Below are 26030 nucleotides of genomic sequence, written 5' to 3'. Positions count from 1 at the left end.
GCAGGCCGGTCCGTCCTCGAAATCCGTATGCTTGGATGCCTCCTTCCAGCCGGGCGGAAGGTGAGCAATCTTCTGTCGCGCAACTCCCCTCGCTGCCGTGCGTGATCATCGTTGTTCATGCAATGCAAAGCCGTTTCTCGGCTGTAAACGGGACAGTCTCGATGACCGATCTTCTCTCGCCCATGCTCCTGCCCGAAACAAGCTGGGTGCGTCGCTCCGCCCATCGCCTGTGGCTGGCGGCCGAGGGCCGCAGGCTTCTCAGGTTTGCCATGGCATCACGCATGGAAGGTGGTTTTGGTGCGCTCGGGCGTGATGGCACGCTGCCCGAAAACGCCCTGCCAGACGGTATTTTGACCGCCCGTATGGTCCATGCTTTCTCTATGGCAGCCCTTCAGGGTATCCCGGGCTGCCTCCCGCTTGTGCGTCATGGCGTCAAGGCACTCCTCGGCCCGCTGCACGACAAGGAACATGGGGGCTGGTACGAATCACCGGCAGCGCGCGAGGGCCGCAAACAGGCCTATCTCCATGCCTTCGTGGCCCTGGCCGGCTCGTCCGCAACCCTGTTGGGTGTTGAAGGAGGTGAGAAACTTCTCAGCCTGGCGACCGAAATTCTCGAGAACCATTACTGGTCCGAAGATGAAGGCGTCATGCGTGAGAGCTTCGCCTTCGACTGGAGCGACGAGGAGGACTATCGCGGCGCAAATGCCAACATGCACTCGACAGAATCCTGTCTTGCCCTCGCCGATATCACAGGGGATGAGAAATGGCTCGATCGTGCCCATCGTATCGTACACCGCTTTGTGCATGAGATTGCGGGCAATCACGATTACTGCATGCCAGAGCATTTCAACCGGGAGTGGACACTCCTCAAGGACTACAACCGGGAAAAGACGACTGACCCCCTGCGCCCCTACGGCATGACACCGGGCCATTTTGCAGAATGGGCCCATCTCACCCTGAAGGTAGAGGCCGCTCTGCTGCGACGCGAGGGGACCGCCCCCGGCTGGATGCTGCATGATGCCCGCGCCCTGCTGGACTCAGCGTTGCGCTTTGGGTGGGCACCCGATGGCGAACCGGGCATGATCTATACGATCGACTGGGACCATAAGCCGGTGGTCACAGTGCGGGCTCACTGGGTACAGGCGGAAACCGTCACCGCCGCAGTGAACCTGCTCAAGCGCACGGGCAGCCCTGCCTATGAAACATGGTATCGCAAGGTCTGGGACTATATCGCCAGCACACTGATCGACCATGAATTTGGTGGGTGGCGTAATGAGGTCGACGCGCAGGGCCGTTATTCAGGCGAGGTCTACCCGGACAAGGCAGATCTGTATCACGCCTTCCAGGCAACGGTTGCGCCCATTCTCCCCCTGTCGCCTTGCCTTACACTCGCGTTGCGTGAGTCAGACATCGTTTGAGGACATCACGCGATCGATAGCGCCCCAGCGGGTCGTATTAGAAATGCCGGATGGTAGCGCCACCCGGCATTTTCCTTATCGAGACATAAGCTGAACCGCTGAGGGGACCTTATTCAGTGCCTCCGGGCGCCTCGATCTGATCGTAACCCGCCGATCCCGGCGGAGCGCCGCGCGGGACGAGCGGTTCATCTGAAACATGAATAGCCTGCAGCCTGTCAGGCCCAAGACGCCTTGCCACGACAAGCTTGCCATAGGCGGTCTGATAGCCGTAACCCTCGGCATAGATCGGCGCCCCGAGACGCAGGAAAGAGGTACGGGCACCGGAGGCAGGCACACGCAGCACGGTGCCATTATCGAGCAAGGCCCCGTTCAGTGCTCCATCACCGTCATGCAGCAGCCGCGCGATCCGGCCCTGCGTGCTGGCGGGGGGCGCTGCCGTCACGAGCTCCGGCATGGGCGAGGCACAAAGCTCCTGCCCGTTGCTCAGCGCAAAGGCCCGAACAAGACGAAGCGATGGAGCGGCAAGCCCGCGAACGGTAATGGTCGCCCCCGCACGCATGTGGTGATCCTGCGCGGCCAGACCGGGGGGCATTTCGATTTCGGTGCCATCCTTGAGCAAGGCACCCACGGCATCACCCTGCGTGCCCGGCAGCAGGCGATCTATCTTTCCAGAAAAACGGGGGAGACTTGTCAGATCGAAAACACATCCCGCCGGGAGTGAGCCGGGAACTGCCTGCGACATGGTCCCCTGAGGCATCGTATCCCCTGAAATGGCAGGCTGAGCAGCGGCACGTCCAGCAGGCGCAACCACCAACGCAGCAACAAGCCCTGCCAGCAAACCGGTTCTGATCTTCATGTTTCCCCCCTCCGTGAGAGCTATCTCAGCCCTGTCTTTCACAACCGACTGATTGACGCCCCGTTACCCGGTGCGACTTCAGTCCGAGGCACCGGGCAATCGGGAAAGCGACAACGCAGACTAGTTTCAATGACGGAAATGGCGCATACCGGTGAATACCATGGCAATGCCAGCTGCATCGGCAGCATCGATCACTTCCTGGTCGCGAATGGAACCGCCCGGCTGGATAACGGCGATGGCACCGGCTGCAATCACGCTCTCAAGGCCGTCAGCGAAGGGGAAGAACGCGTCAGACGCCGCGACCGACCCTTCTGTCAGTGCCACTGTCTCACCTGCAGCTTCGGCTGCGTCGAGACTCTTGCGCGCCGCGATACGCGCTGAGTCGACGCGTGACATCTGCCCGGCTCCGATGCCGACCGTGGCGCGATCCTTGGCGTAGATCACGGCATTGGATTTCACGTGCTTGGCAACGCGGAAAGCAAAAAGCAGATCGGCCATTTCAGCGTCGGTCGGTGCCCGCTTGGTCACGACACGCAGATCGGCTTCGGTCACCTGACCGGCATCACGGCTCTGTGCCAGGAAGCCGCCTGCAACCGATTTGAAGGTCATGCCCTCAGCCGTGGCGGAAGGCACGCCACCTGTCAGGAGCAGGCGCAGATTCTTCTTGCGGCTTAGCGCCGCGCGCGCGCCTTCGGTGGCATCAGGGGCCACAATCACCTCGGTGAAGATCGTGGCAATCTGCTCGGCTGTCGCCTCATCGAGTGTACGGTTCAGCGCGACGATGCCGCCGAAGGCCGAAACGGGGTCACATTTGAGTGCAGCTTTCCATGCCGCCTCGAGCGTCTCGGCGCTGGCCACACCGCAGGGATTGGCGTGCTTGACGATCACCACGCTCGGCTTGTCGAACTCGGCAACAGCCTCAAAAGCCGCATCCGTGTCGTTCAGGTTGTTATAGCTGAGCGCCTTGCCCTGAATCTGCGTTGCCGTCGCGATACCGAAACGCTTCTCACCGGTGACATAAAAAGCGGCCTGCTGATGAGGGTTCTCACCGTAACGCAGGGATTCACGACGCGTGCCACTCAGCGTCATGGTTTCTGGCAGGGCGTCGCCGCGCTGGCCCGCAAACCAGGTGGCAATCATCGCATCATAGGCACCCGTATGGGCATAGGCGGCACCTGCCCAGGCCGTGCGCTCGGCCAGGGTGGAACCGCCCGCATCGAGCGATGCCTTGAGCGCATCATATTGTGCGGGCTCTGTCAGGATCACGACATGGTCATGATTCTTGGCTGCTGCGCGGATCATGGCAGGGCCACCAATATCGATATTCTCGATGCAGTCCTCAGGGCCCGCCCCCGACGCAACGGTCGCGGCAAACGGGTAGAGGTTGACGCACACGAGGTCGATCGGCGCAATATTGTGTTCAGCCATCTGGGCCTTGTGAGAGTCCAGATCGCGACGGCCAAGAATACCGCCATGGATCTGCGGTACCAGCGTCTTCACGCGACCATCCAGAATTTCGGGAAAGCCCGTGTGATCTGACACGTCCGTCACGGGCAGTCCGGCATCACGCAGGGCCTTGGCCGATCCGCCCGTCGAGAGAAGCTGCGCGCCATGTGCGACCAGCGCCTTGCCCAGATCGATCAGACCGGTCTTGTCTGAGACGGAAAGAAGCGCCCGGCGGACGGGCAGGCGATCGGGAGAGGTCATGACGGGCTCCGGAATGGCTGAATTTCAAGAGGTGCTCATAGGCGTCCGAGCTATTTTAAGCAATAAAAGCCATGTGACGCGGTTTGGCCGCATAAGGCGCAACGAATACACGATGCCCGGTCGGCGGCATTTGGCGCGACAGAAAATGGTAAGTCACACTGCCCAGCAAGCCGAGTGTGGCAATCAGGACCAGATACTCGCGCAGACTGCCCACTTTGGCGTAAGGCCACAGCGAGAGCCTGTTTCGGGATAATGGGTAGAGTGCCCAGCAACCACCCGTCACTAGGTCGCCCGCGATATGGCTGATATAGCCGATCAGGAAACTTCCCAAGGCTGTGTGAACGCTTTGTGTCCCTAGAAAATAGGTGAATGCCAAGGCGAGAAGCAACGGAACCGCGAGCGAGTGGGTGACAGTCCGATGACCCAGGCGACGTGAAATCAGGCGCGAAAGCCGTGGCAACCGACACCCGATCATGGATCGCTCCGTATCGATATCGGGCATCAGGCTACCCAGCGCACCCATTCCCAGAGAGGCCACGGAGAACGGCACATAGCCAGCCGCCGCAGCTGTTACGACGCAAGCTAGGCCCAGAACGATATGAGAACGTCCATTCATGCGGCCTTATGACATCACCTGAGCGTTGTCGTCTATCCCTATGATTCTAAAGAAGTCATGAGCCGGGAAGTCTCCGCCAAACGTATGTCCGCATTCGGTGAGAGCAGCCGGGATTTCGGCCCTTGAGACGAATCCCCTGCCGACCAAGGGGAATAAAGTGCAAAAATAGAGGGTTATACAGGACTGTTGGCGCCACGTATTAGCTAGAGAGGTGTTAAGCCCGCGTCCCAGCTTTCCATGATAACAATAAGTTTTTACGTCTTTTCATTTGAGAAGGTCGGATACTCCCAACCTCCACCCAAAGCTCGATAAAGCGACACGAATGCCGTAGCAATCTGGATACGATTTGCCGAGAAACTCGCTTCCGCGGCCAGTGCTGTTGCTTCCGCCGCATCGACTTGCAAGAAATCGACCGCTCCCTCGCGGTATCGCTGCTGAGCCACCTCGACTGCCTTTCGGCTCTCTTGCCAGGCCGTTTTGGTCTGGACGAGGCGTTTCTGCGTCTGGGCGTAAGCCGTGAGCGCGTTATCAACTTCGTTCCAGGCCGTCGTCACTGTCTGATGAAAGGAGAGCGCCGCGTCTTTCTGTTCAGCCCGCCGGAGGGCCAACGTCCCGCGCAGGCGTCCACCCTCGAAGAGTGGCACTGACAAGGTCGGTCCCGTCGCAAACTGCCGGGATGGCAGAGAGAAAAAATTTGCCGCGGACAGGGTCTGTGTCCCCATTTGACCTGTCAGGGTGATATCCGGGTAAAACGCGGCGATAGCGACCCCGACACCGGCTGTCGCCATATGAAGCCTGGCCTCAGCTTCGCGGATATCGGGACGCCTGCGCACCAGGGCCGAAGGCAAACCGATCGGCGCAGCAGGAACAATGATCGGCATCGTGCCATCACGTTGGGCCAGTTCCTGTGCAAGGCTTCTTGGCGGCTCGTCCAGAAGCAGACCAATGGCATTGATCAGCGCACTTTCAGAGTTGCGCAGGGTCGGAAGCGCCGAGGCTGTATTGGCCTGCTCCGTGCGGGCCTGCGCCAGATCGAGTGTGGTCGCAGCGCCATTGCCAAAACGCGACTGCACAAGGGCCAGATCATGATCGGACACAGCCATATGCCGCTCGGTAATCGCGATCTGATCCTGCACGCCGCGGAGCTGCATATAGCTGTCAACCAGTGACGCGATCGTACTCAGGGCAAGGCCATGGCGTGCCTCGGCTGCAGCCTCCTGCGCCGCGTGCTGGGCTTCGACAGCGCGGCGTATCTGCCCAAACAGATCCAGATCCCACGATGCGCCGAGCGTATTCTGGAAGAAGTCATATTCATTGGGCGCGCCATTGCGCGGCTGAACAAGTGAGATAAACCCCGTCTCGCTCTGATGGGTGCGGGTATAGGACCCAGCCCAGTTCAGGCTTGGCAATCCCTGCGAGGCAGCGATACGCGTTTGTGACCGGGCTTCGGCAATACGTTGCATCCCACGTTGCAGGTCGATGTTCTGTACTGCCAGCCGATCAATAAGGTGGTTGAGTTCCGGGTCATTGAATTGTTTCCACCAGGCGACATCAACAGGACCGCCATAGGTTGTCCCTGCAACATCCTGCGGCTCAGTCCCGAACCGGGAGGGCGAGATCACATCCGGCCGCTGGAAATCCGGCCCCATCGTGCACGCTGTCAGCGCACTTATGAGGCAGCACAACGATGTCCCGCCGCGCAGAATGGCCACCCGTCTGATCATTCTCATCGTGCGGTAATCCCGTTCGCGCTATGCCGCTGCTCATCCACGACATTTTCGAGACGGGTATCGACCGTCGTCTCAACAGAAAAGCCCATGCGCAGCAGCTTGGCGAGGGGCTGGTTGGGCGCCACGACAATCTTCACCGGGAGGCGCTGGACGATCTTGGTGAAATTTCCCGTGGCATTTTCCGGGGCGATCGGCGCGAAGGCGGCACCGGAAGCCGGGGGAATACTGTCAACGATGCCGTCGAGATCCACGTCATACGCATCGACATGGATACGGGCATGCTGTCCAGGACGCATATGGCGCAGCGCAAGCTCACGATAATTGGCCATGACCCAGAGCTGATCCATGGGTACGAGGGCCATCAGAGCGGTACCGGGCGAAACATAATTTCCTGCCTGAACCGTTTTTTCGCCAACCATCCCGTCGAACAGCGCACGGATCTCGGTATAGGAAAGATTGAGCTCATCCTGTCGCACGATGGCGTGGTCAATCTTGAGCTTCCTCAGTGCCGCCTCATGCCGGGCTTTGAGAATTGGCACTTCGTCTTCTGCCGCTGTGATGCGCGCCTTCATGCTGCGAAGATTGGCTTCCATTTCGCGCATCGAAGCATCGGTGAGCTGACGCTCCTGTGCTGAGCCCGCACCCGTTTGAGCGAGATTGTGATAACGCTGCGCGTTCTGCCTCGCATAGACCAGTTGCGCCTCAATCCTGCCGGCTTCCGCCTTGCTCTCCTCAATCATGCTTGGCTGACGATCCACCGCAGCTTCAGCGTCCAGCACGAGCGCCTCGTCCTGGGCAAGCTGGGCACGACTGCGCGCCAAGGTTGTCTCGTAATCCCGCGGGTCCAACCGCGCCAATACCTGCCCGGCCTTTACGCTTTGATTGTCGTCAACCAGAACCTGGACCACCTGCCCCGGCACACGGGGGGCAATGGTTGCATAGTGAGCCGTCACATAGGCATCATTGGTCCAGACCTTGCGATTAGGCACAAAAATGATCGCAAGAATAATCCCGCAAAACACCACGAGGATGAAACCGGTCACAAGGAATGGCCACGTGGCAGGACTGCTTTTCTGGTCGTCTGAGGCCATGATTCAGGTTTTTTTCTTTACGAACATGAGACGTGGAGGATAGGTGCGCTGTGGCAACAAGATGACCCATGCCATCAGAAACACAGTTATCCCGGCGATGATAAGGTAAGCATCAGACAGTTCCAGCACAGTTGTCTGATGGGCCAGCTGGTACTTGAAAGTGGGCAAAGCGTCAGCGCTACGCGGAGTTCCATCCGGCAGGAGCGGCGCGGGTCGTTGCAATGGAATGCTGTTCGCCTGGAACGTGCGATACCGATCAACGCCGATACGGTCGGTAAGGCGGTTCGAATGAAGCCCCCCGCGCCAGCGATGGATCAGCTGGAGCATCCAGACACCAATGGCCTGAGACACGGCGCGCGGCGTATTGACCATTGCCGCCGCATATGGCCCCTCGGCAGGCACGAGCGAATTCGTGGACATCATCAAAAGCGGCATGACGATCATCGCTTCGCCGGCCCCCATGAAGATCTGCCAGAGATAGAACTCGTTCCGGTTCCATCCAACGGTCAGAAAGCTGTCACCGATACACGCCATACAGATCAGACACATGCCCAGCAGGCTGACCACCCGGCTATCCACGGCCTTGCTGTTTAGCACCACCGCCATAAGCGGCAGCATGACGAGCTGGATACAGGCGATCTCAAGCGTCACGGGATAGATCTGCTCGGGACGATAACCGGCGACTTCCTGCAGGAATGTTGCCGGAAGCGTTGACGACGCCAGCGAAACGACAAGAAAGATCAGCAATGTCGTTGCACCGTAAGCGAAGTTGCGACGACCGAGGAGCTGAAAACGAAAGAGCGGCGTACGTTGCTCCCACTCATTGACAACCAGAAGCGGTATACAGACGCCGGATATAAGCGCCATGACGCAGATCGCGGGGGAGTTGAACCAGTCCAGCCGGTCTCCCTGCTGAAGCATGGTCGACAGCGCTCCGAACCCGAACAAGATCAGCAGCGCCCCTCTCCAGTCAAAATCCCGGAAACGTTTGTAGTTCGGCTCTTCGGGCGCGATGCCATACCATAGAAGCGATATTGCGAGACTGCCGAATGGCACAGCCTGCCAGAATACGAAGCGCCAATCGACCAGATCGGTCCATAAGCCGGCCAAGGCAGTACTGAGATTCGGGAAGAAAGTCGCCGTTAGCGAATAGGCCGCCAAACCATAAAGCCTAACGGGCGGTGCCAGCACACGCAGGGCCACCAGCAGCAGCAACGGCACAGCAAAGCCACCGGCCAGCCCCTCTATCAGGCGCAAGCCATAAAGGAGCGTCAGATTGTGATTGAAGGGAATGCAGGCTGCCGACAAGCTGGCGATAGCTGCAACCACAACGGAAAACCGGCGCACGCCGAAAGTAAGGGCCATCCACGGCGCGAGCGACATGCCCATGACTTCGGCGGAGAGATAAAGGCTGTTGAACCATGTGCCGGGGTCATGACTGATACCCAACCCGCCCAATATATCGGGGAGGGATTGCGACGAGACCTGCTCGTTGAGTTCGGTCGTCATCGCAAGCACGATCACGCCGGCCAACCCGAAATAGGATCGCCCCTGCTTTGTCATGAATGCTGCTTGACGCCGCCGAGATCCGGGCAAAAATCTGGAGCTTGCATGGCTTTGTCTATCAGACAAAAGACTTCAGTTTGGCAATGATCCCGATATTAAATTTTGAGTTACAGTGATCATCCGCTTGTTGGAAATAGATCAACAGGCACGATACTGGTTGATCGTCGCGTCATCGCTGCGAGCGCTCGATAACACGGGTTAGGGTCGACGTGGCGGATTTCCATCGCGGGTCAACATACAAGCTTTCGTTTTTGCCAAGGACATATACGTCAGGCGGCACGGAAGATCGGATGGTACATATCACCATGCCCGGAACGGCTGGGCAGAGGCGTTCAGGTCCTCTACCCGCCTCCCGTCAGCCCGCCATTTGCGCAGCTTTGCGGGCTCGCGCCTCGATCTCAGCAGCATTGAAAGGACCGGCCGTTAGCCATGAACCGCCGACGCATGTGACAGCGGGTTCGGCAAGCCACGCACTGGCATTGTCTTCTGTGATCCCACCGGTGGGGCAGAAACGAGCCTTGCCGAACACGGCGGCAAGCGCCTTGAGCGCGGGCAGCCCCCCATTAGCCATGGCGGGGAAGAACTTGAATCGGCTCAGTCCAAGGTCGAGCCCACGCATGATGTCACCGGCATTGGCCACGCCCGGCAGGAGCGGTACATCGTGACGCTGGGCGGCGGCGGCCACTTCTGGCGTCAGACCGGGGCTCACGATGAACTGCGAGCCCGCATCGACCGCACGTGCCAGATCGTCACCGTTCAGCACCGTGCCTGCACCGACATGAGCGCCTTCAACCTTGGACATTTCCCTGATGGCATCGAGTGCGCACTCGGTGCGCAGCGTTACCTCAAGCGTGGTCAACCCGCCCGCGACCAGCGCCTGCGCGATCGGCCGGGCCAGGGACAGGTCCGGTATGACCAGCACCGGAATGACCGGACAACGCGTCATGACCGAGTCGAGCAGAGTCGTGTCGAGCATCGAAAAATTCCTTGTCGAGTTCGGCAGCGTGAAGGTCCATCGTGTCTTCGAGAGCGGCAAGCATGGCTGAGCCCCCTTTCTCCGCCGTATCGGACCGGCTGCGCATCAGTGTAAAGAGTTCGCGCCCCGTACCCAGTCCGGGCAAGGGCGGCAAGGCGGGTTGACGCGCCTGCCAGATGGCGGGCTCGACCAGCGCCTCGATCTGCCCGCGTCGGGCGCAAATGCGCAGTATGTCGCCATCCTCGATCAGGGCAATAGGCCCGCCGGATTGGGCCTCTGGGCAGATATGGATGGCGGCTGGCACCTTCCCGCTTGCGCCAGACATGCGACCATCCGTGAGCAACGCCACGCGATAGCCCTTGTCCTGCAGGACTGCCAGAGTGGGCGTCAGGCGATGCAACTCGGGCATGCCGTTTGCATCCGGTCCCTGAAAACGGACCACCACAATGACATCGCGGTTCAGCTTGCCTGCCTTGAAAGCGGCGATGACATCTTCCTGACGGTGAAACACTGCAGCCGGTGCCTCGATGGTCTGGCGGTCATCATCGACGGCACTCGTCTTGTAAATGCCACGGCCGAGACTGCCCTGAACCAGACGCATCCCGCCATCCTGACGGAACGGCTCGCGTGTATCGCGCAGCACGCTGCGATCGGATGACGCACGCGCTGCACTGTACAGCAGGGCCTCTCCCTCCAGTCGGGCACGGCAGGCGTAATCCGCATAGCCACCCTTCGAGACTGTCAGGATGTCCTGGTGCAGCATCCCGGCCTCGCTCAACGCTGCAATCAGTGTCGGCAGTCCTCCGGCCTCCTGCATGGCATTCACATCAGCCGAACCATTGGGATAAGCCCGCGTGAGCAGCGGCACGGCCCCGGAGAGCGCATCAAGATCGCTCCAGTCGATGCAGATACCTGCAGCACGCGCAATGGCGGGCAGGTGGATGGCGTGATTGGTTGAACCACCCGTGGCCAGTAGACCGACCGCCGCATTCACGATCGCCTTTTCATCCACCATCTGCGCGAGGGGGCGATGATCCGAGCCTGGCTGTGAGATCTCGATAAGGCGATGCACTGCCTTGCGGTTGAGCGCCTGACGGATGCGGGTACTGGGGTTCCAGAAAGCAGAGTCAGGCAACATCAGGCCCATCATCTCCACCATCATCTGATTGGTGTTGGCCGTGCCATAGAAGGTGCAGGTTCCGGCACTGTGATAGGAGGCAGCCTCGGCCTCCATCAGGGCGCTCGAGTCTACCTTTCCTTCGGCATAGAGCTGCCGCACGCGCTGCTTTTCCTTGTTCGGCAGCCCCGACGTCATGGGGCCAGCCGGAACAAGAAGCGCGGGCAGATGGCCAAAACGCAACGCGCCCATCAGCAGACCGGGCACGATCTTGTCGCATATGCCAAGAAGCGCCACGCCCTCGAACATGCCGTGACTCAGGCCAATGGCCGTCCCCATGGCAATGTTGTCCCGCGACAGCAGAGAGAGTTCCATACCCTCCTGCCCCTGCGTAACGCCGTCGCACATGGCCGGCACACCGCCGGCCACCTGCAGCGTTGCCCCCTTCTCACGCGCGAAAAGGCGCATCTGGTCCGGATAACGTGCGTAGGGCTGATGCGCCGAAAGCATGTCGTTGTAGCTGGTGACAACACCCAGATTCACCCCGCCCCCACGCATGAGGCGCGCCTTGTCCTCACCCGACGCCGCAAGGGCATGAGCCAGATTGCCGCAGGCGAGGCGTGGGCGCGAGATCCCTTTCTGACGGTTTCGCTCCATGAGGGCGAGATAGCGACGCCGCGACACGGCGGAGCGCTCGATAATGCGCTCGGTGACGGAAGCAACGACGGGATGAACGGTCATGGCGGCTCGCTGGAAGCTGTTTCGTGCTCGCGTTTTCGCGAGCTGCGCCGTTGTAAAGTTTCCGTGATCGACGCGTCAAGGGTGCCCCAGCAATAAGATTTCCTATCGGTTGCTAATTTTGCAACTTCCTAACAACAATCATGCAACAAGCTGTTGCATCAGGAACACATCGCAATGGAAATGTCACAATGACGAGGGGTGACACTACATTACGACATTGAAACCCTCGATCACCATGTGCCATTTGCGGCGCCAATTCGGCGTTCCTTCCGCCTTCAATTCCTTTCGCGAAAGTGACCAATGGCCATTTCCCGCATACGCCTCTGCCGCGCTTCAATGCTGCTTGGTGCGACGATCCTCGCTGGCGCCAGCATCTCGGCAAAAGCTGCCACAACGGCCGCTACGCCTCACAAGGCCAGCCACAAGAGCAGCAAGCGCACCATGCGTACCCCGGCTCACCAGGCCGCCGCAGGAACCCTAGTGCCCTCCGCAGCTGTAACAACGGCAGCGCCGGTCAGCGCACGTCGCAGCAGCCTGACGTCGCTTTCCAGCCCGGCCCCGGCTGGCAATGAAAGCATCACGGTGGTTGGCTCGGCGCTCAGCACGTCGAACAACACCAACGCAAACCCGGTGCAGATCATCACCTCCAAGCAGATCGCCCAGACGGGTGTGAACAACCTTGGTGATTTCTTTGCCCGCCTGCCTTCCGTCGGCTCCAGTGCCACGACAAACGCTGTCACCAATGGCGGCGGCGGTGTGTCCTGTACCGATCTGCGCAACCTCGGCACCAACCGCGTTCTCGTGCTGATCGACGGCAAGCGCACGACCATCAATGGCAACTCGAACTGCGTCGATCTCAACGCCATTCCGCTTCAGCAGGTGGCTGGCGTGGAAATCCTGAAGGATGGCGGTTCTGAACTCTACGGTGCCGATGCCGTGTCGGGCGTCATCAACATCAAGATGCGTCACGACGTGAACACCGGTAACATCACGATGCGCGGCAGCATCTCGCAATATGGCGACGCGCCCGAGGGCATGCTCTCAGCGTTCAAGGGCTGGAACTTCGACCATGGCAAGGGCAACATCACCCTGTTCGGTCAGTACCTGACCTCAACCGGTGTGATGCAGCGCAACCGCGCCTGGGCAAACCCCGTGGCGCTGACAAACCCGGTTTCAGGCCAGCCGACCTACGGCTCCTCCTACAGCACGAACGGCGTATTCTATCCCGCCAGTGGCGACGGCGCGAGCTACACGACCCACGACAATGGCCAGACGGTTGTGCCGTTCACAAAGGCAGATCGCTATCCCTTCAATCGCGATTCCAGCCTGACCAACAACTATCAGGATTCGTCGCTCTCGGGTGATGCACATTACGATGTGAACAAGCACCTGACAGTCTATGCGAACGTGCTTTACAGCCACCGTACGACGAACAGCTTCATGGCACCCGAGCCCATGTCCGGCTCGATACCGCCCAGCACCCTTGCGAATACCGTCAATGTTCCGGGCAATTATCCCGGCAACCCCTTTGGTGAAGATACGACCGTCTATCGTCGCATGGGTGAATGGGGCCCCCGCCGTTACGAGCGCGCCTCAGATACCGTGACCGGCATGTTCGGTGCGAAGGGCGAGATCACCCATGGGTGGATGTATGATGCATCCTATACCTATGGTGTTAACCGTGAGAACGTCCGCAGCCTGAACATTGGCAATTATGCCAATCTGCTCAACACCTGGGGTCTGCGCGCAACCGATCCTGGCAACCCGGACACAAGCCTCGTCTATGATCCGAGTGTATGTCAGGCATCGGCAGGCTGTGAGCTCTCCTCACCGTTTGGCAAGCTGACGCCGCAGGGCGCTGCCTACACCAACTATACCACAGTCGAGAACATTCAGTACCAGTTCCGCGACACTAACTTCCGTGTGCATAACAACCACGTCGTTTCGATGCCCTGGAAGAACGGTGGCGAGCTCGGTATCGCTCTCGGCATGGAACATCGCAGCGAGCAGATGAGCGACAGCCCCGACCCGCTAGTGGCACAGGGCCTCACGCTGACCAACACCCAGGCCTATACCGGTGGTGGCTTCAACGTTTCCGAAGGCTATCTTGAAGGCAAGCTGAACCTGCTGAAGAATGCCTTCCTGGCCAAGGATCTGACGATCGACGCACAGGGCCGTTATTCGTCGTACAATACCTTCGGTGCAGCGAAGAACTGGAAGGTTGCGATCAACTGGGCGCCAAACCGCGATATCCGTTTCCGCGGAACCCTGGGCACGTCCTACCGTCAGCCCAACATCTTCGAGCTCTTCGGTGGTCAGCAGCTGAGCTACGAAACCGCCTATGATCCCTGCTCGCAGATGGGCAGCTATGGTGCGTCTTCTCCGACGGTTGCCGCCACATGCGCTCGCCAGGGCATCGGCCCAGGGTTTGAGATGCGCAACTCGTCGCAGGTGCCGACCCTTCAGGGGGGCAACGCCCAGGTCAAGCCCGAGACGGGTCGCACCTACACATTCGGTACGGTGCTGACGCCGCACTGGGTGCCGGGCCTCTCGCTCTCGGTCGAGTACTGGCACTACACGCTCAAGAACATGATCAGCGTTATCGGGACGCAGTATCTGCTTGATCAGTGCTATACCGGCGCAAACACCGGCTATTGCTCGGCAATCGTGCGTAACGCCCAGACCCAGCAGATCCAGACTGCCACCGCCATGTATGAAAACCTTGGTGGCCTGCATACGAGCGGTATCGACTTCGATCTGGACTATACCTTCCGTATCACGCGGCATGATCGCCTGAACCTGAGCAACAATTTCCAGCAGCTGGTCAGCTACCAGCAGCAATATGTGCCGGGTGGTCAGTGGTACAATTATGATGGCCGCCTGCTGTACAACAACAGCACAGGTCAGCCCCGCGTGCGTGACTACGCGACGGCAACATGGCGTCATGACGATTTCAGCTTCATCTATATGATGAGCTACACGGGCGGCATGGTCTGGAACAACCAGTCTCAGGACCTCGTGAAGGGCACCGTTGGTCGTTACAAGACACCAGGCATCTTCACGCATGACATCACGCTGGCCTATCAGCTGAACCGCTGGAACTTCCAGACAGGCGTGCGCAACCTGTTCGACAAGAAGCCCCCCTACGTCGTTGATGGTGGCTCGAACAGCAACGTTTACCAGTACGGCAATCTCTTCATGGGCCGTAACGTGTTCGTCCAGGCCGGGGTCAATTTCTGATCCTTTCTGGCAAACATAACAGGCTATTGACCCGGCATCTCAAGGTGCCGGGTTTTTTTGTGCGATATCTCATACATATTGAGACAGATCACACGCATTGGTGAATTGCATCCCAGAAGCTGAGTGGGAATATGACGAATTCGTAAGAGTTTGGATGGGTCCCCATGGAAGTTGTTATTGGCGTCGATGTCGGCACAGGCAGTGCACGCGCCGGCGTATTTTCCCTCACCGGAGAGAAGCTCGCTTCCTGCGTGACCCCCACCCGTACCTGGCGGCCTGAGGCAGATTTCATCCAGCAATCCTCAACGGACATCTGGGATGCCATCTGCAAGAGCGTCCGTACTGCGATGAGCGAGCTTGAGGGCAAAAACCCTGTAGTGCGCGGCATCGGGTTTGACGCTACCTGCTCGCTCGTCGTTCTCGATCGCGAGGGCAAACCCCTTTCTATCGACCCCAAGGGCGCTTCTGAGCAGGACATCATCCTCTGGGCCGATCACCGCGCGATGAAAGAAGCTGAGGAAATCAACGCCGGCCAGTATGAGGTGCTGCGTTACGTCGGGGGCACCATTTCTCCCGAGATGGAAACACCCAAGCTGCTCTGGCTCAAACGTCATATGCCGGAGACCTTCGCCAAAGCCGGCTATTTCTTCGATCTTCCCGATTACCTGACATGGCGCGCAACCGGCGCAGACTCCCGCAGCTGCTGCTCAACAGTGTGCAAATGGACCTATCTCGCCCATTCCAAGGGCTGGGATGAGTCCTACTTCAAGGCAATCGGTCTGGGCGAACTGGTTGATGAAGGCTACCAGCGCATCGGCAAGGATGTGCGTTCGCTGGGCGAGACCGTCGGAAACGGCCTGAGTGCCGATGCCGCGCAGGAACTCGGGCTCGAAGCCGGTATCCCTGTCGGTGTATCCGCGATTGACGCCCATGCCGGTGGCATCGGGGTGATCGGCTCCGCATCGGGTGAAACGGTTGATGATGCCGCACTCGACCGCAGCCTTGCGTTGATCGGTGGAACGTCGAGCTGCCACATGGCCGTGTCGAAAGAGGCACGTTATGTGGATGGGATCTGGGGCCCTTATTCCGAAGCCATGATCCCTGGCACGTGGCTGAACGAAGCCGGTCAGTCTGCCGTAGGTTCACTCGTGGATTTCGTGATTTCCAGCCATGCCTATGGGCCTGAGCTGGCCGAAAAGGCCAAATCAGAAGGTCGTACTGTTTACGAGCTGCTCAATGAGCGCCTGGCCGAACTCGAAAAGGGCGCCCTGCCCGGTTCGCTGACAGCCGAATTCCACGTACTGCCAGATTATCACGGCAACCGGTCGCCCCACGCCGACCCGACCCTGCGCGGCATGGTGAGCGGGCTCAGCCTCTCGGCCGGGTTCGATGACCTTGTGATGCTCTATCTCGCGACCATTCAGGGCCTGGCCTATGGCACGCGCGATATCATCCGCGCGCTCAACGCCAAGGGCTACGCAATCGACACCATTTTCGCGACAGGGGGCGGCACCAAGAACCCCGTGTTCCTGCGTGAACATGCCAATGCAACAGGATGCCGTATCATGCTGCCAAAGGAGCCCGATGCTGTTCTTCTTGGCTCGGCCATCCTTGGCGCTGTTGCAGGCGGTGTTTACAGCGACATGCGCGTGGCCATGTCGCAGATGACCCGTGTCGGCGCGGAAGTCGCGCCTGATGCGAGCACGTCACGTTATCACAACGCCAAATTCGCCGTGTTTCAGGCGATGCATGACGAGCAGCTTCACCATCGTGCCCTGATGGCCGAAGCCCTCGCTCACTAGACCTCAAAGCCCCCACCTCACGTGGGGGACATCATCCGGACTGCCCACAAGACACGCTGAACTTTTCCCTTACAGCCAGGACGAGCGGCCTTACGCTCGTGGAGCTTGCCTATGGAAGCTGTCATCGCCACACCAGAGCGGGTGAAGCGCAAAGCGGGAGCAGGTGTATTCCTCTCCCCTGCGGTCATCATCCTGCTGATCTGGTCTCTGATCCCCCTCGTCCTGACACTCTGGTATTCGTTCCAGAACTATAATCTGGTCGACCCGACCCTCAAGGGTTTCGCCGGGTTCAGTAATTACGTCTACCTGCTGACTGACCCGGATTTCCTCTACGCGCTGCTGAATACCGTTCTGCTCGTGCTCGGGGTTCTTGTCATAAGCGTTGGCGGCGGCGTGCTACTGGCCGTGCTGTATGACCAGGATTTCTTCGGGCGCGGCATCGCGCGTGTGCTGGTCATCTCGCCGTTCTTCGTCATGCCCACAGTGTCAGCCCTGTTGTGGAAAAACCTGATGCTGCACCCAATTTATGGCGTCTACAGCGCCATGATGCGGGCAGTCGGGCTACAACCCATCGACTGGCTTGCCCATTATCCCATGCAGACAGTCATGATGATTGTTGCCTGGGAGTGGCTGCCTTTTGCCGTGCTTATCCTGCTTACGGCGGTCCAGTCGCTCGATCATGAGCAGAAAGAAGCGGCACGTATGGATGGTGCGGGGCCGATCGCCCGGTTTCGCTACATCGTCCTGCCGCATCTGAGCCGCGCCATCACGGTCGTGATCATGATCGAGACCATCTATCTGCTGACCGTGTTCGCCGAGATTTCGGTCACAACCTCAGGCGGACCGGGCGTTGCCTCCACCAATCTGGCCTTCCTGATCTATGCACGCGCCCTGCTGCAATTCGATATCGGGGGTGCCTCGGCCGGTGGCGTGATTGCAATCATCATCGCCAATATCATTGCCGCATTCCTCGTTCGTGCGGTCGCCCGCAATCTGGAGGCATGAGATCATGGCCCGGAAAACGCAACTCCTCCCCAAAATCGCGCTTGGTGTCGTCGGCTGGGCCGTCGCGCTGTGGATCTTCTTTCCGATCCTCTGGATGGTCCTTACCGGCTTCAAGAGCGAGATGGACGCAATCTCGACACCGCCCCATCTGATCTTCAAGCCGACGCTGCAAAGCTATCACGACGTCTTTGCCCAGGAGAATTACTGGCACTTTACCTTCAACACCGTGTTCATGTCGGTGCTTGCCACTGGCGGCGCGCTGCTTCTTGGCGTTCCAGCAGCCTATTCGATGGCGTTTTTTCCCACCAAACGCACACGTGGCACCCTGCTCTGGATGCTCTCGACGCGCATGTTGCCGCCTGTCGGCGTGCTCGTGCCGGTCTATCTGATCGCGCGGTCGACGCACATGCTCGACACGGTGATCGGTCTCGCGATCATCAATCTGCTGACCAACCTGCCGATCATCGTCTGGATGCTTTACACCTTCTTCAAGGAAGTGCCGGTGCCAATCCTCGAGGCCGGACGTATGGACGGGGCCAATCGCTGGCAGGAGATCAGCGTCGTGCTGCTTCCGCTCGCCCTGCCTGGCATTGCCTCTACCGCGCTGCTCTCTCTCATCCTGTGCTGGAACGAGGCCTTCTGGTCGCTCAACCTTACCTCGTCGCGCGCTGCCCCTCTGGCGAGCTTCATCGCCTCGTTCTCGTCGCCCGAGGGACTGTTTTTCGCCAAGCTCTCCGCCGCCTCCACGCTTGCCGTCGCACCGATCCTTGTCTTTGGCTGGTTCAGCCAGAAGCAGCTCGTACGTGGCCTTACGTTTGGCGCCGTGAAATGACCCTCTCTGAAATGACCTTCCCTTTCGGCTTCTCACGCTCTTTCGGAGTGAACAATGGCTAAAGTTGAACTGCGCGATATCCGCAAGACCTATCACGCCGAAGAAATCATCAAGGGCGTCTCCCTTGAGATCAATGATGAGGAATTTGTGGTTTTCGTTGGCCCCTCAGGCTGCGGAAAATCCACTCTTCTGCGTATGATCGCCGGACTGGAAGAAATCTCTGGCGGTGACCTGCTGATTGACGGCAAGCGCGTCAATGATGTCGAGCCCGCCAAGCGCGGCCTCGCGATGGTCTTTCAGTCCTATGCGCTCTACCCGCATATGAATGTCTACCAGAACATGGAATTCGGCCTGAAGCTGGCCGGCATGCCCGAAGCCGAACGTCGCCAGAAAATCACCGACGTGGCCAAGACCCTGCAGCTCGATTCCTATCTCAAGCACAAGCCAGGACAACTCTCGGGCGGCCAGAGGCAGCGCGTTGCAATCGGCCGGGCCATCGTGCGCAACCCCAAGGTGTTCCTGTTCGACGAGCCCCTTTCCAATCTCGACGCGGCACTGCGTGGCCAGATGCGTGTCGAGCTTGCCACCCTGCACCGTCGCCTCAAGGCAACGACCATTTACGTCACCCATGATCAGGTTGAAGCCATGACAATGGCTGACAAGATCGTGGTCCTGCAAAAGGGTGTCGTGGAGCAGGTTGGCTCACCGCTCGAGCTCTACCATCACCCCCGCAATCTGTTCGTCGCGCGCTTCATCGGCTCACCCCCAATGAATTTCCTGCCCGTGACCGTGCGCAGCATCGGTGAAGAAGGCATGACCGTTGCCCTCGATCACGGAACGCCCATCACAGTGCCCGTGCTTCCGGGTGAGTCCGCTTCTGCCGAAGCCATGACACTGGGTGTTCGACCAGAGCATATCGTGCTCGACCCACATGGCGAGATCTCAGGTGTGATCCGCATGGTCGAGCGGCTTGGCGCCCTCACGCTCTTGCATGTCGCGCTTCCGGATGGCGCGTTGATTATCGTGCAGACAGATGGCGATCACGGTGGCGAAGTGGATGCTACCGTCGGTCTGCGCCTGCTCTCGGAAAATTGTCACCTCTTCGACGCAAGAGGGATGGCGCTGACAAAGCTCGTGCGCCACCGTCTCGCCGGTTAACAAGAAAGTCACTCCCCATGTATATGGAAAAACTTCGCCTCGATGGTCGTGTTGCAGTGGTCACGGGCGGCGCGCAAAACATCGGTCTGTGCTGTGCTACCGCGCTAGCCGAAGCTGGCGCCCATGTGGTCATCGCCGACCTTGACGCGGCCAAGGCAGCTGAATCGGCCAAGAGCCTGACCGATCAGGGTATGAAAGCCTGCAGCGTCGCGATGGATGTCACTTCCGAGAGCAGTGTCACCCAGGCCGTGGATACCATTGTCCAGCGTCATGGTCGCCTCGATATTCTGGTCGCTAATGCCGGTCTGTGCATCTCCGAGGTCAAGGCCGAGGACATGACGGAAGATCAGTGGCTCAAGCAGATCAATGTCAATCTCAACGGCGTGTTCCGCTGCTGCCAGGCCGTTGGACGGGTGATGATCAAGCAAAAATCGGGCGCGATTGTTGCAATCGGGTCGATGTCCGGCCTCATTGTCAACCGTCCGCAGGAGCAGGCTGCCTATAACGCTTCGAAGGCAGGGGTGCATCAGTACATCCGCTCACTGGCCGCCGAGTGGGCCCCGCATGGCATCCGTGCCAATGCCGTTGCCCCCACCTATATCGAAACCACCCTCACCCGCTTTGGTATGCAGAAGCCCGCGCTGTACGACCGCTGGGTCGATGGTACCCCGATGGGCCGCGTTGGACAGCCTGAAGAAGTGGCTTCGGTTGTCCAGTTCCTGGCCTCGGATGCAGCAAGCCTGATGACCGGCTCAATCGTCAGTGTCGATGGTGGCTTTACCGTCTGGTGATTTGACGGGAAACGGGCCGCAACCCGCTCTTTGCGACCTTGAGCATGAAAAAACACCCGGTACCGTAATGGCACCGGGTGTTTTTCTTTGAGGCAAGAGTGGAAGCAAACCGAATGATGCCGTCCAACCATCTGAGCTTTCAGGACTTCACTTCATCTGCACGCGCCAGGGCACGCTGTGTGGCCGGTCGCGCCTCGATGATCTCGCGCCAGGCTTTCACCGCAGGGAAGGCTTCGATATCGATCCCCTGCTCTTTCCAGGTGCGTGTCCACGGATAGGTCGCCATATCGGCAATGCCGTATTGCTCCCCACTTACGAAGGCGCTTTCTTTCAGGCGTGTCTCCAGCACCGCATAGAGGCGCTTCGTCTCGTCCTGATAGCGCTTGATGGCATAAGCGATCTTCTCGGGGGCATAGAGCGTGAAATGATGGTTCTGTCCCAGCATGGGCCCGAAGCCCCCCATCTGCCAGAACAGCCACTCGAGGGTCTTGATCTTCTCACGTGGCGCGGAAGAGAGGAATAATTCGGTTTTCTCGGCCAGATAAAGCAGGATCTCGCCGGACTCGAACACGCTGACCGGTTCACCGCCGTCAGCAGGCGCGTGGTCGACGATCGCTGGCATCTTGTTGTTGGGCGAAATCTTGAGAAATGCGGGAGCGAATTGATCGCCCTTGCTGATATTGACCGGAATGATCCGGTAATCCAGCCCGGCCTCTTCAAGGAAAAGCGTTATCTTGTGGCCATTAGGCGTTGGCCAGTAATACAGATCAATCACGCGTCGAACTCCTGATCACAGTTGATCAGGTGGCAACGTCCCCCAGCACGTAACGTTCGAGCCCAATCGCAAAGCCCTCTTCCTCACACGAGGTTGAGACATAGGTCGCCGCAGCCTTGACCGTGTCATTCGCCTGCCCCATCGCAATCGACATACCCGTCTTTGCAAACATGAGCATATCGTTGGGCTGGTCTCCCAATGTGACCATCGACGCGGCCGGAATGTCGAACAACGCTTCGAGCGTCGTCACCACGCCGCCCTTGTTGGCCTCGCGATTGGTTACATCAACATAATAGGGCTGCGAACACGCGGCCGACGCTGTCTGGCCGAGCGCTTCCTGCAGGTCACGCTCGAGTTTCTGCATCAGCGTAGCATCGTCACTGACACCGGTAATCTTGACGACGTCGTCCAGATGACGGGAGACGTCATCCACTCGAGGCGCGAACTTCACCGTCCATTCCTCACGCGAGACATGGGGCGCATCGTGGTCATGAACAAACCAGTCCTGGCTCGTATAGACCCAAGGGTCGGCCCCATGATCGGTGATGATCTTGAGCACCTGCTCCGCCTGGGCATGAGTCAGGCGTTTGGTTTCGAAGACGCTCCAGTCCGGATGGACCAGAACGCCACCATTGAAACCGGCAATCGGCATGTCGATTGCCAGCGGCTCAATCAGCATCGCCATGCCGCGAGGCGGTCGCCCGCTTGTCACGGCAAATCGTATACCCTTCTCCCGAAGGGTATGAACGGCGCGGATGGCGCGGGGTGTCAGGATCTTGTCCCTCGTCACCAGTGTTCCATCCACGTCGGCGAGGACGAGTTGAACCGCTTGCTTCATCAGCCCCGGCTTCCCTGCCACTTCCAGTTGAGGATCTCGGGCATATCCTCACCATACTGGGCGATGTAACGCTTATGCTCAACGAGCTTGTCATTGATCATCTGCGTGACATAGGCGGCATGTCCCGACAGGGCCGGAACACGGCGAACGGCGTTCAGCACGATGTGGTAGCGATCGAGGTTGTTGCGCACGGTCATGTCGAACGGCGTGGTGGTGGTGCCTTCTTCGCGGAAACCGTGCACGTGGAAGTTGGCACGATTGCTGCGACGATAGATCAGACGATGCACGAGCTGCGGATAGCCATGGAAGGCGAACAGTACTGGTTTGTCCTTTGTGAAGAGGTTGTCGAAAGTCACGTCGTCCAGACCATGCGGATGTTCGCTGGGTGATTGAAGTGTCATGAGATCGACAACGTTCACGAAGCGCACCTTGAGATCAGGCGTATGCTCGCGAAGCAGCTGCACAGCGGCGAGTGCCTCGACCGTGGGAACGTCACCCGCAGAAGCAATGACCAGATCCGGCTCGGAGCCCTTGTCATTGCTGGCCCACTGCCAGATGCCGATACCCTGGCTGCAATGCGCGATGGCCGCATCGATATCAAGCCACTGATGTTCCGGCTGCTTGCCAGCCACGATCACGTTGATACGATCCCAGCTTTCAAGGCAGTGCTTGGCCACATAAAGCAGGGTGTTCGCATCAGGCGGCAGATACACGCGGGCGATATCAGCCTTCTTATTCACCACATGATCCATGAACCCCGGATCCTGATGGCTGAAGCCGTTATGATCCTGACGCCAGACATGCGAGGTCAGCAGATAGTTGAGTGAAGCGATCGGACGGCGCCACTGAACTTCCTTCGCCGACTTGATCCATTTCGCATGCTGATTGACCATCGAATCAACCAGATGGACGAAGGCTTCGTAGCATGAGAAGAAGCCATGGCGCCCGGTCAGCAGATAGCCTTCCAGCCAACCCTGAATGGTATGCTCACTCAGAATTTCCATGACGAGACCATCCGGTGCCAGATGATCATCATAGGAATACGTTTCCGCTGTCCAGGCACGGTTTGTCACCTCAAGGACGTCATTGAGGCGGTTCGAGTTGTTTTCATCCGGCGACAGCACGCGGAAATTGCGGCTCTCGAGGTTCATGCGCATCACATCACGGAGCCATGCTCCGAGAATTCGTGTGCTTTCGCCCTGCACAGCGCCCGGAGATGGAACGGTAAGCGCGTGAGTCTCAATCTCAGGCATGCGAAGGGGACGACGGAGCTGGCCACCATTTGCATGGGGGTTATCGCTCATACGAAGGGCACCTTCGGGCGCCAGTGCTGCGATTTCAGCGTGGAGACGACCGTTCTCGTCGAACAGCGTCTCAGGCTTGTAGCTGCGCATCCAGTCTTCGAGGATCTTCAGATGGCCCGGCTTTTCCAGATCCGTCAGGGGGACCTGATGGGAACGCCAGTAGCCCTCGCAACGCTGGCCATCGACTTCCTTAGGGCCAGTCCAGCCTTTAGGCGTGCGCATAATGATCATGGGCCAGGTTGGACGATCCGCGCTGTTTTCGCTGCGCGCGTGCTTCTGGATCTCGGCGATCTTGTCGAAACAGGTGTCCATGGCCTTTGCCATGAGCTGATGCACGGTGTCACGATCATCGCCGGCAACGATCACCGGATCGTAACCATAGCCGCGGAACAGGGCCAGAAGCTCTTCCTCGGGGATACGAGCCAACACCGTCGGGTTGGCGATCTTGTAGCCGTTGAGATGGAGGATCGGCAGCACCGCACCGTCATTGCGCGGGTCCAGGAACTTGTTGCTATGCCATGAGGTTGCGAGCGGGCCAGTTTCGGCTTCACCATCACCAACAACGCAGGCCACCACCAGATCTGGGTTGTCCAGCACGGCGCCATAGGCGTGAGAAAGCGAATAGCCGAGTTCACCACCCTCATGGATTGAGCCAGGTGTTGTCGCAGCGACATGGCTCGGAATACCGCCGGGGAAAGAGAACTGCTTGACCAGACGGCCAACACCTTCCACATCTTGCGACACCTCCGGGAAGTACTCGCTATACGTCCCTTCGAGATAGGTCGCAGCGACAACACCCGGCGCGCCATGGCCCGGCCCCGCAATGAACAGGATGCTCTTCTGGCGCTCCTTGATGATGCGGTTGAGGTGCAGATAGAGCAGCGTCAGGCCGGGTGTGGTCCCAAAATGCCCTAGCAGGCGAGGCTTCACGTGCTCAAGCTTGAGCGGGTCACGCAGCAGTGGATTGTCGAGCAGATAAATCTGCGCAACCGAGAGATAATTGGCAGCCTGCCACCACTGGTCGAACAGGGCGATCTGCTTTGCAGAGAGCGGACCTTGAATGGTCATGATCACTGTTTTCCTTTCATTATTCTTTTTGTTTGACGGAAGATCGTTGCTTCTTCATCCGCAGGGATGACCAGAACAGTCACCCTGCCCGATCTCTGACTAATTGTGGGGCGTCCGGCGAGATTGGCATCTTCACAAAGCTGCACATCGAGCCATTTCAACCTCTGACATACGGTGCGCCTGAACGACGCATCGTGTTGTCCGATCCCCCCTGTGAAAACAATAGCGTCCACACCACCCATCTGGGCAATCAGACCACCTGCCTGCTGAACGAAACGCTCAACAAACATCTCAAGAGCGAGCTGGACATTCTCGTCAGCATCATGCTCTCGCAGAACGCGCATATCGCTGGATAGCCCAGATACACCCTTGAGGCCCGACCGGTAGTAGAGGGTGTCCTGCACCTGAGCCGGCGTCATGTTTTTCTGCTGCAACAGGTAGAGGATAGCGCCAGGATCAATCGTCCCGCACCGCGTTCCCATCATCAGACCGTCGAGAACGGTCAGTCCCATTGTTGTGGCTACGCTGCGACCGTGCATCAGCGCGCACAGGCTGGCCCCGTTGCCGATATGCGCAATGAGGACACGCTTCGAGGCGATCGCCGGAAAACGTAGCTCGAGCTCACTCGCGATATAATCGTATGAGAGGCCATGAAAACCGTAGATCCGCGCTCCATGATCCAGAAGATCCTCAGGCAGCGGAAGGCGGGTACGGACCGTCGGAATGGTATGATGGAAAGAGGTGTCGAAGCAGGCAACCTGCAGAAGCTCGGGCTTTTCCTCCAGCAGCAGTTTCATTGGTGCAATGCTGGGCGGCTGGTGCAAGGGCGCGAGAGACACCAGCTCTTCGAGACGACCGAGGACCTCGGTGTTGATCGCCGTCGGCCCCTCGAAATAACTGCCGCCATGCACGACGCGATGTCCAACCGCCCCGATCCGGTTACCGCCATCATGACTTTCAACAAAATTCAGAACATGGCGGATCATGTCTCCATGGGCCGAGCCATGTTCCCCCGCTGACTCTATGACCATGCGCTTGCTGACCCCATCGGGGGTTCGCGTCGTGAGTACGGCTCCACCAGGCTGATATTCAACCAGACCGGTCAGAAGGCGCTCCGCCGAGCTCTCTTCGTCGAACAAGGCAAACTTGATGCTTGACGAGCCGGAGTTGAGGGTAAGGATAATTCTGCTCTGGGACACGTGGGAACCTCGGGTTGCCTGGCGTCATTGCCAGCATCCGAAGTGTTAAACCGCGTAATCACCCGATGGTTTTAACATAACGTGGCGGTAATTAGGGAGGAGAATAATCCTGATTGCGAAAAATCCAAGTATTTCATCAGATTTTCGCTTGGATTGAGGTCAATCACACACGAATATGTGAATTCTCATGGCCTCTATGC

At 58.9% G+C, this 26030-nt stretch carries 19 protein-coding genes; 7 read left to right on the top strand and 12 right to left on the bottom strand.

Features of this window, described 5'->3' with window-relative positions:
• Positions 1-161 precede the first annotated feature (161 nt).
• Positions 162-1418 carry an AGE family epimerase/isomerase gene (locus F3J08_RS06815; protein ID WP_166928900.1) on the top strand — a complete coding sequence of 419 codons (1257 nt, stop codon included), beginning with the start codon at positions 162-164 and terminating at the stop codon, positions 1416-1418.
• Positions 1419-1527: 109 nt separating this feature from the next.
• Here F3J08_RS06815 and F3J08_RS06810 read toward each other — a convergent pair whose 3' ends face one another.
• The 8 genes from F3J08_RS06810 to edd all read right to left on the bottom strand — a co-directional run bounded on the left by F3J08_RS06810 (position 1528) and on the right by edd (position 11818).
• Positions 1528-2274, bottom strand: coding sequence for a hypothetical protein (locus F3J08_RS06810; RefSeq protein WP_166928899.1), 747 nt, complete (start codon positions 2272-2274; stop codon positions 1528-1530).
• A gap of 126 nt (positions 2275-2400) precedes the next feature.
• Positions 2401-3981: a bifunctional phosphoribosylaminoimidazolecarboxamide formyltransferase/IMP cyclohydrolase gene (gene purH / locus F3J08_RS06805; RefSeq protein ID WP_166928898.1), complete on the bottom strand. Its 1581-nt coding sequence runs from the start codon at positions 3979-3981 to the stop codon at positions 2401-2403.
• A 55-nt stretch (positions 3982-4036) separates the two neighbouring features.
• A complete protein-coding gene (locus F3J08_RS06800; RefSeq protein WP_166928897.1) occupies positions 4037-4597 on the bottom strand; it encodes a metal-dependent hydrolase in 561 nt (186 codons plus the stop codon).
• Between the two features lie 254 nt (positions 4598-4851).
• Positions 4852-6327, bottom strand: coding sequence for an efflux transporter outer membrane subunit (locus F3J08_RS06795; RefSeq protein ID WP_166928896.1), 1476 nt, complete (start codon positions 6325-6327; stop codon positions 4852-4854).
• A complete protein-coding gene (locus tag F3J08_RS06790) occupies positions 6324-7418 on the bottom strand; it encodes an HlyD family secretion protein (RefSeq protein WP_166928895.1) in 1095 nt (364 codons plus the stop codon). Before F3J08_RS06790 ends, F3J08_RS06795 begins: the two co-directional genes overlap by 4 nt.
• A gap of 3 nt (positions 7419-7421) precedes the next feature.
• Positions 7422-8981, bottom strand: a complete 1560-nt coding sequence (locus F3J08_RS06785; protein ID WP_122039415.1) for an MFS transporter — start codon at positions 8979-8981, stop codon at positions 7422-7424.
• Positions 8982-9339: 358 nt separating this feature from the next.
• A complete protein-coding gene (gene eda, locus F3J08_RS06780; RefSeq protein WP_166929015.1) occupies positions 9340-9930 on the bottom strand; it encodes a bifunctional 4-hydroxy-2-oxoglutarate aldolase/2-dehydro-3-deoxy-phosphogluconate aldolase in 591 nt (196 codons plus the stop codon).
• Complete coding sequence (edd, locus tag F3J08_RS06775; protein WP_166928894.1) at positions 9830-11818, bottom strand: phosphogluconate dehydratase; 1989 nt, start codon at positions 11816-11818, stop codon at positions 9830-9832. Before edd ends, eda begins: the two co-directional genes overlap by 101 nt.
• A 300-nt stretch (positions 11819-12118) precedes the next feature.
• Here edd and F3J08_RS06770 point away from each other — a divergent pair, with 300 nt between their 5' ends.
• The 6 genes from F3J08_RS06770 (at position 12119) to F3J08_RS06745 (ending at position 20646) form a co-directional block, all read left to right on the top strand.
• The gene (locus tag F3J08_RS06770; RefSeq protein ID WP_240149178.1) at positions 12119-15058 is read left to right on the top strand and encodes a TonB-dependent receptor domain-containing protein; all 2940 of its coding nucleotides are present in this window, start codon (positions 12119-12121) and stop codon (positions 15056-15058) included.
• 164 nt (positions 15059-15222) lie between these two features.
• A complete protein-coding gene (locus F3J08_RS06765) occupies positions 15223-16860 on the top strand; it encodes an FGGY-family carbohydrate kinase (protein WP_166928893.1) in 1638 nt (545 codons plus the stop codon).
• Positions 16861-16971: 111 nt separating this feature from the next.
• Entirely contained in the window at positions 16972-17865 is an 894-nt protein-coding gene (locus tag F3J08_RS06760; RefSeq protein ID WP_166928892.1) for a carbohydrate ABC transporter permease, read from the top strand.
• Between the two features lies 1 nt (position 17866).
• On the top strand, positions 17867-18697 hold the full coding sequence (locus tag F3J08_RS06755) for a carbohydrate ABC transporter permease (protein WP_205836002.1): 831 nt from the start codon (positions 17867-17869) through the stop codon (positions 18695-18697).
• A gap of 54 nt (positions 18698-18751) precedes the next feature.
• Positions 18752-19855: an ABC transporter ATP-binding protein gene (locus tag F3J08_RS06750; protein ID WP_062164488.1), complete on the top strand. Its 1104-nt coding sequence runs from the start codon at positions 18752-18754 to the stop codon at positions 19853-19855.
• 17 nt (positions 19856-19872) lie between these two features.
• Positions 19873-20646, top strand: a complete 774-nt coding sequence (locus F3J08_RS06745) for an SDR family NAD(P)-dependent oxidoreductase (protein WP_166928891.1) — start codon at positions 19873-19875, stop codon at positions 20644-20646.
• Between the two features lie 139 nt (positions 20647-20785).
• Here F3J08_RS06745 and F3J08_RS06740 read toward each other — a convergent pair whose 3' ends face one another.
• The 4 genes from F3J08_RS06740 to F3J08_RS06725 are packed head-to-tail and all read right to left on the bottom strand — an operon-like array spanning position 20786 to position 25830.
• Positions 20786-21421: a glutathione binding-like protein gene (locus F3J08_RS06740; RefSeq protein ID WP_166928890.1), complete on the bottom strand. Its 636-nt coding sequence runs from the start codon at positions 21419-21421 to the stop codon at positions 20786-20788.
• A 25-nt stretch (positions 21422-21446) separates the two neighbouring features.
• Complete coding sequence (locus F3J08_RS06735; protein WP_166928889.1) at positions 21447-22259, bottom strand: Cof-type HAD-IIB family hydrolase; 813 nt, start codon at positions 22257-22259, stop codon at positions 21447-21449.
• The gene (locus F3J08_RS06730; protein WP_166928888.1) at positions 22259-24631 is read right to left on the bottom strand and encodes a phosphoketolase; all 2373 of its coding nucleotides are present in this window, start codon (positions 24629-24631) and stop codon (positions 22259-22261) included. Before F3J08_RS06730 ends, F3J08_RS06735 begins: the two co-directional genes overlap by 1 nt.
• A 2-nt stretch (positions 24632-24633) precedes the next feature.
• A complete protein-coding gene (locus F3J08_RS06725) occupies positions 24634-25830 on the bottom strand; it encodes an acetate/propionate family kinase (RefSeq protein WP_122039405.1) in 1197 nt (398 codons plus the stop codon).
• Between the last annotated feature and the right edge of the window lie 200 nt (positions 25831-26030).

The sequence above is a fragment of the Asaia sp. As-1742 genome (assembly GCF_011753235.1).
In the GTDB taxonomy this organism is placed as follows: Bacteria; Pseudomonadota; Alphaproteobacteria; order Acetobacterales; family Acetobacteraceae; genus Asaia; species Asaia bogorensis_B.
This window is presented reverse-complemented; position numbering and strand designations above follow the sequence as displayed.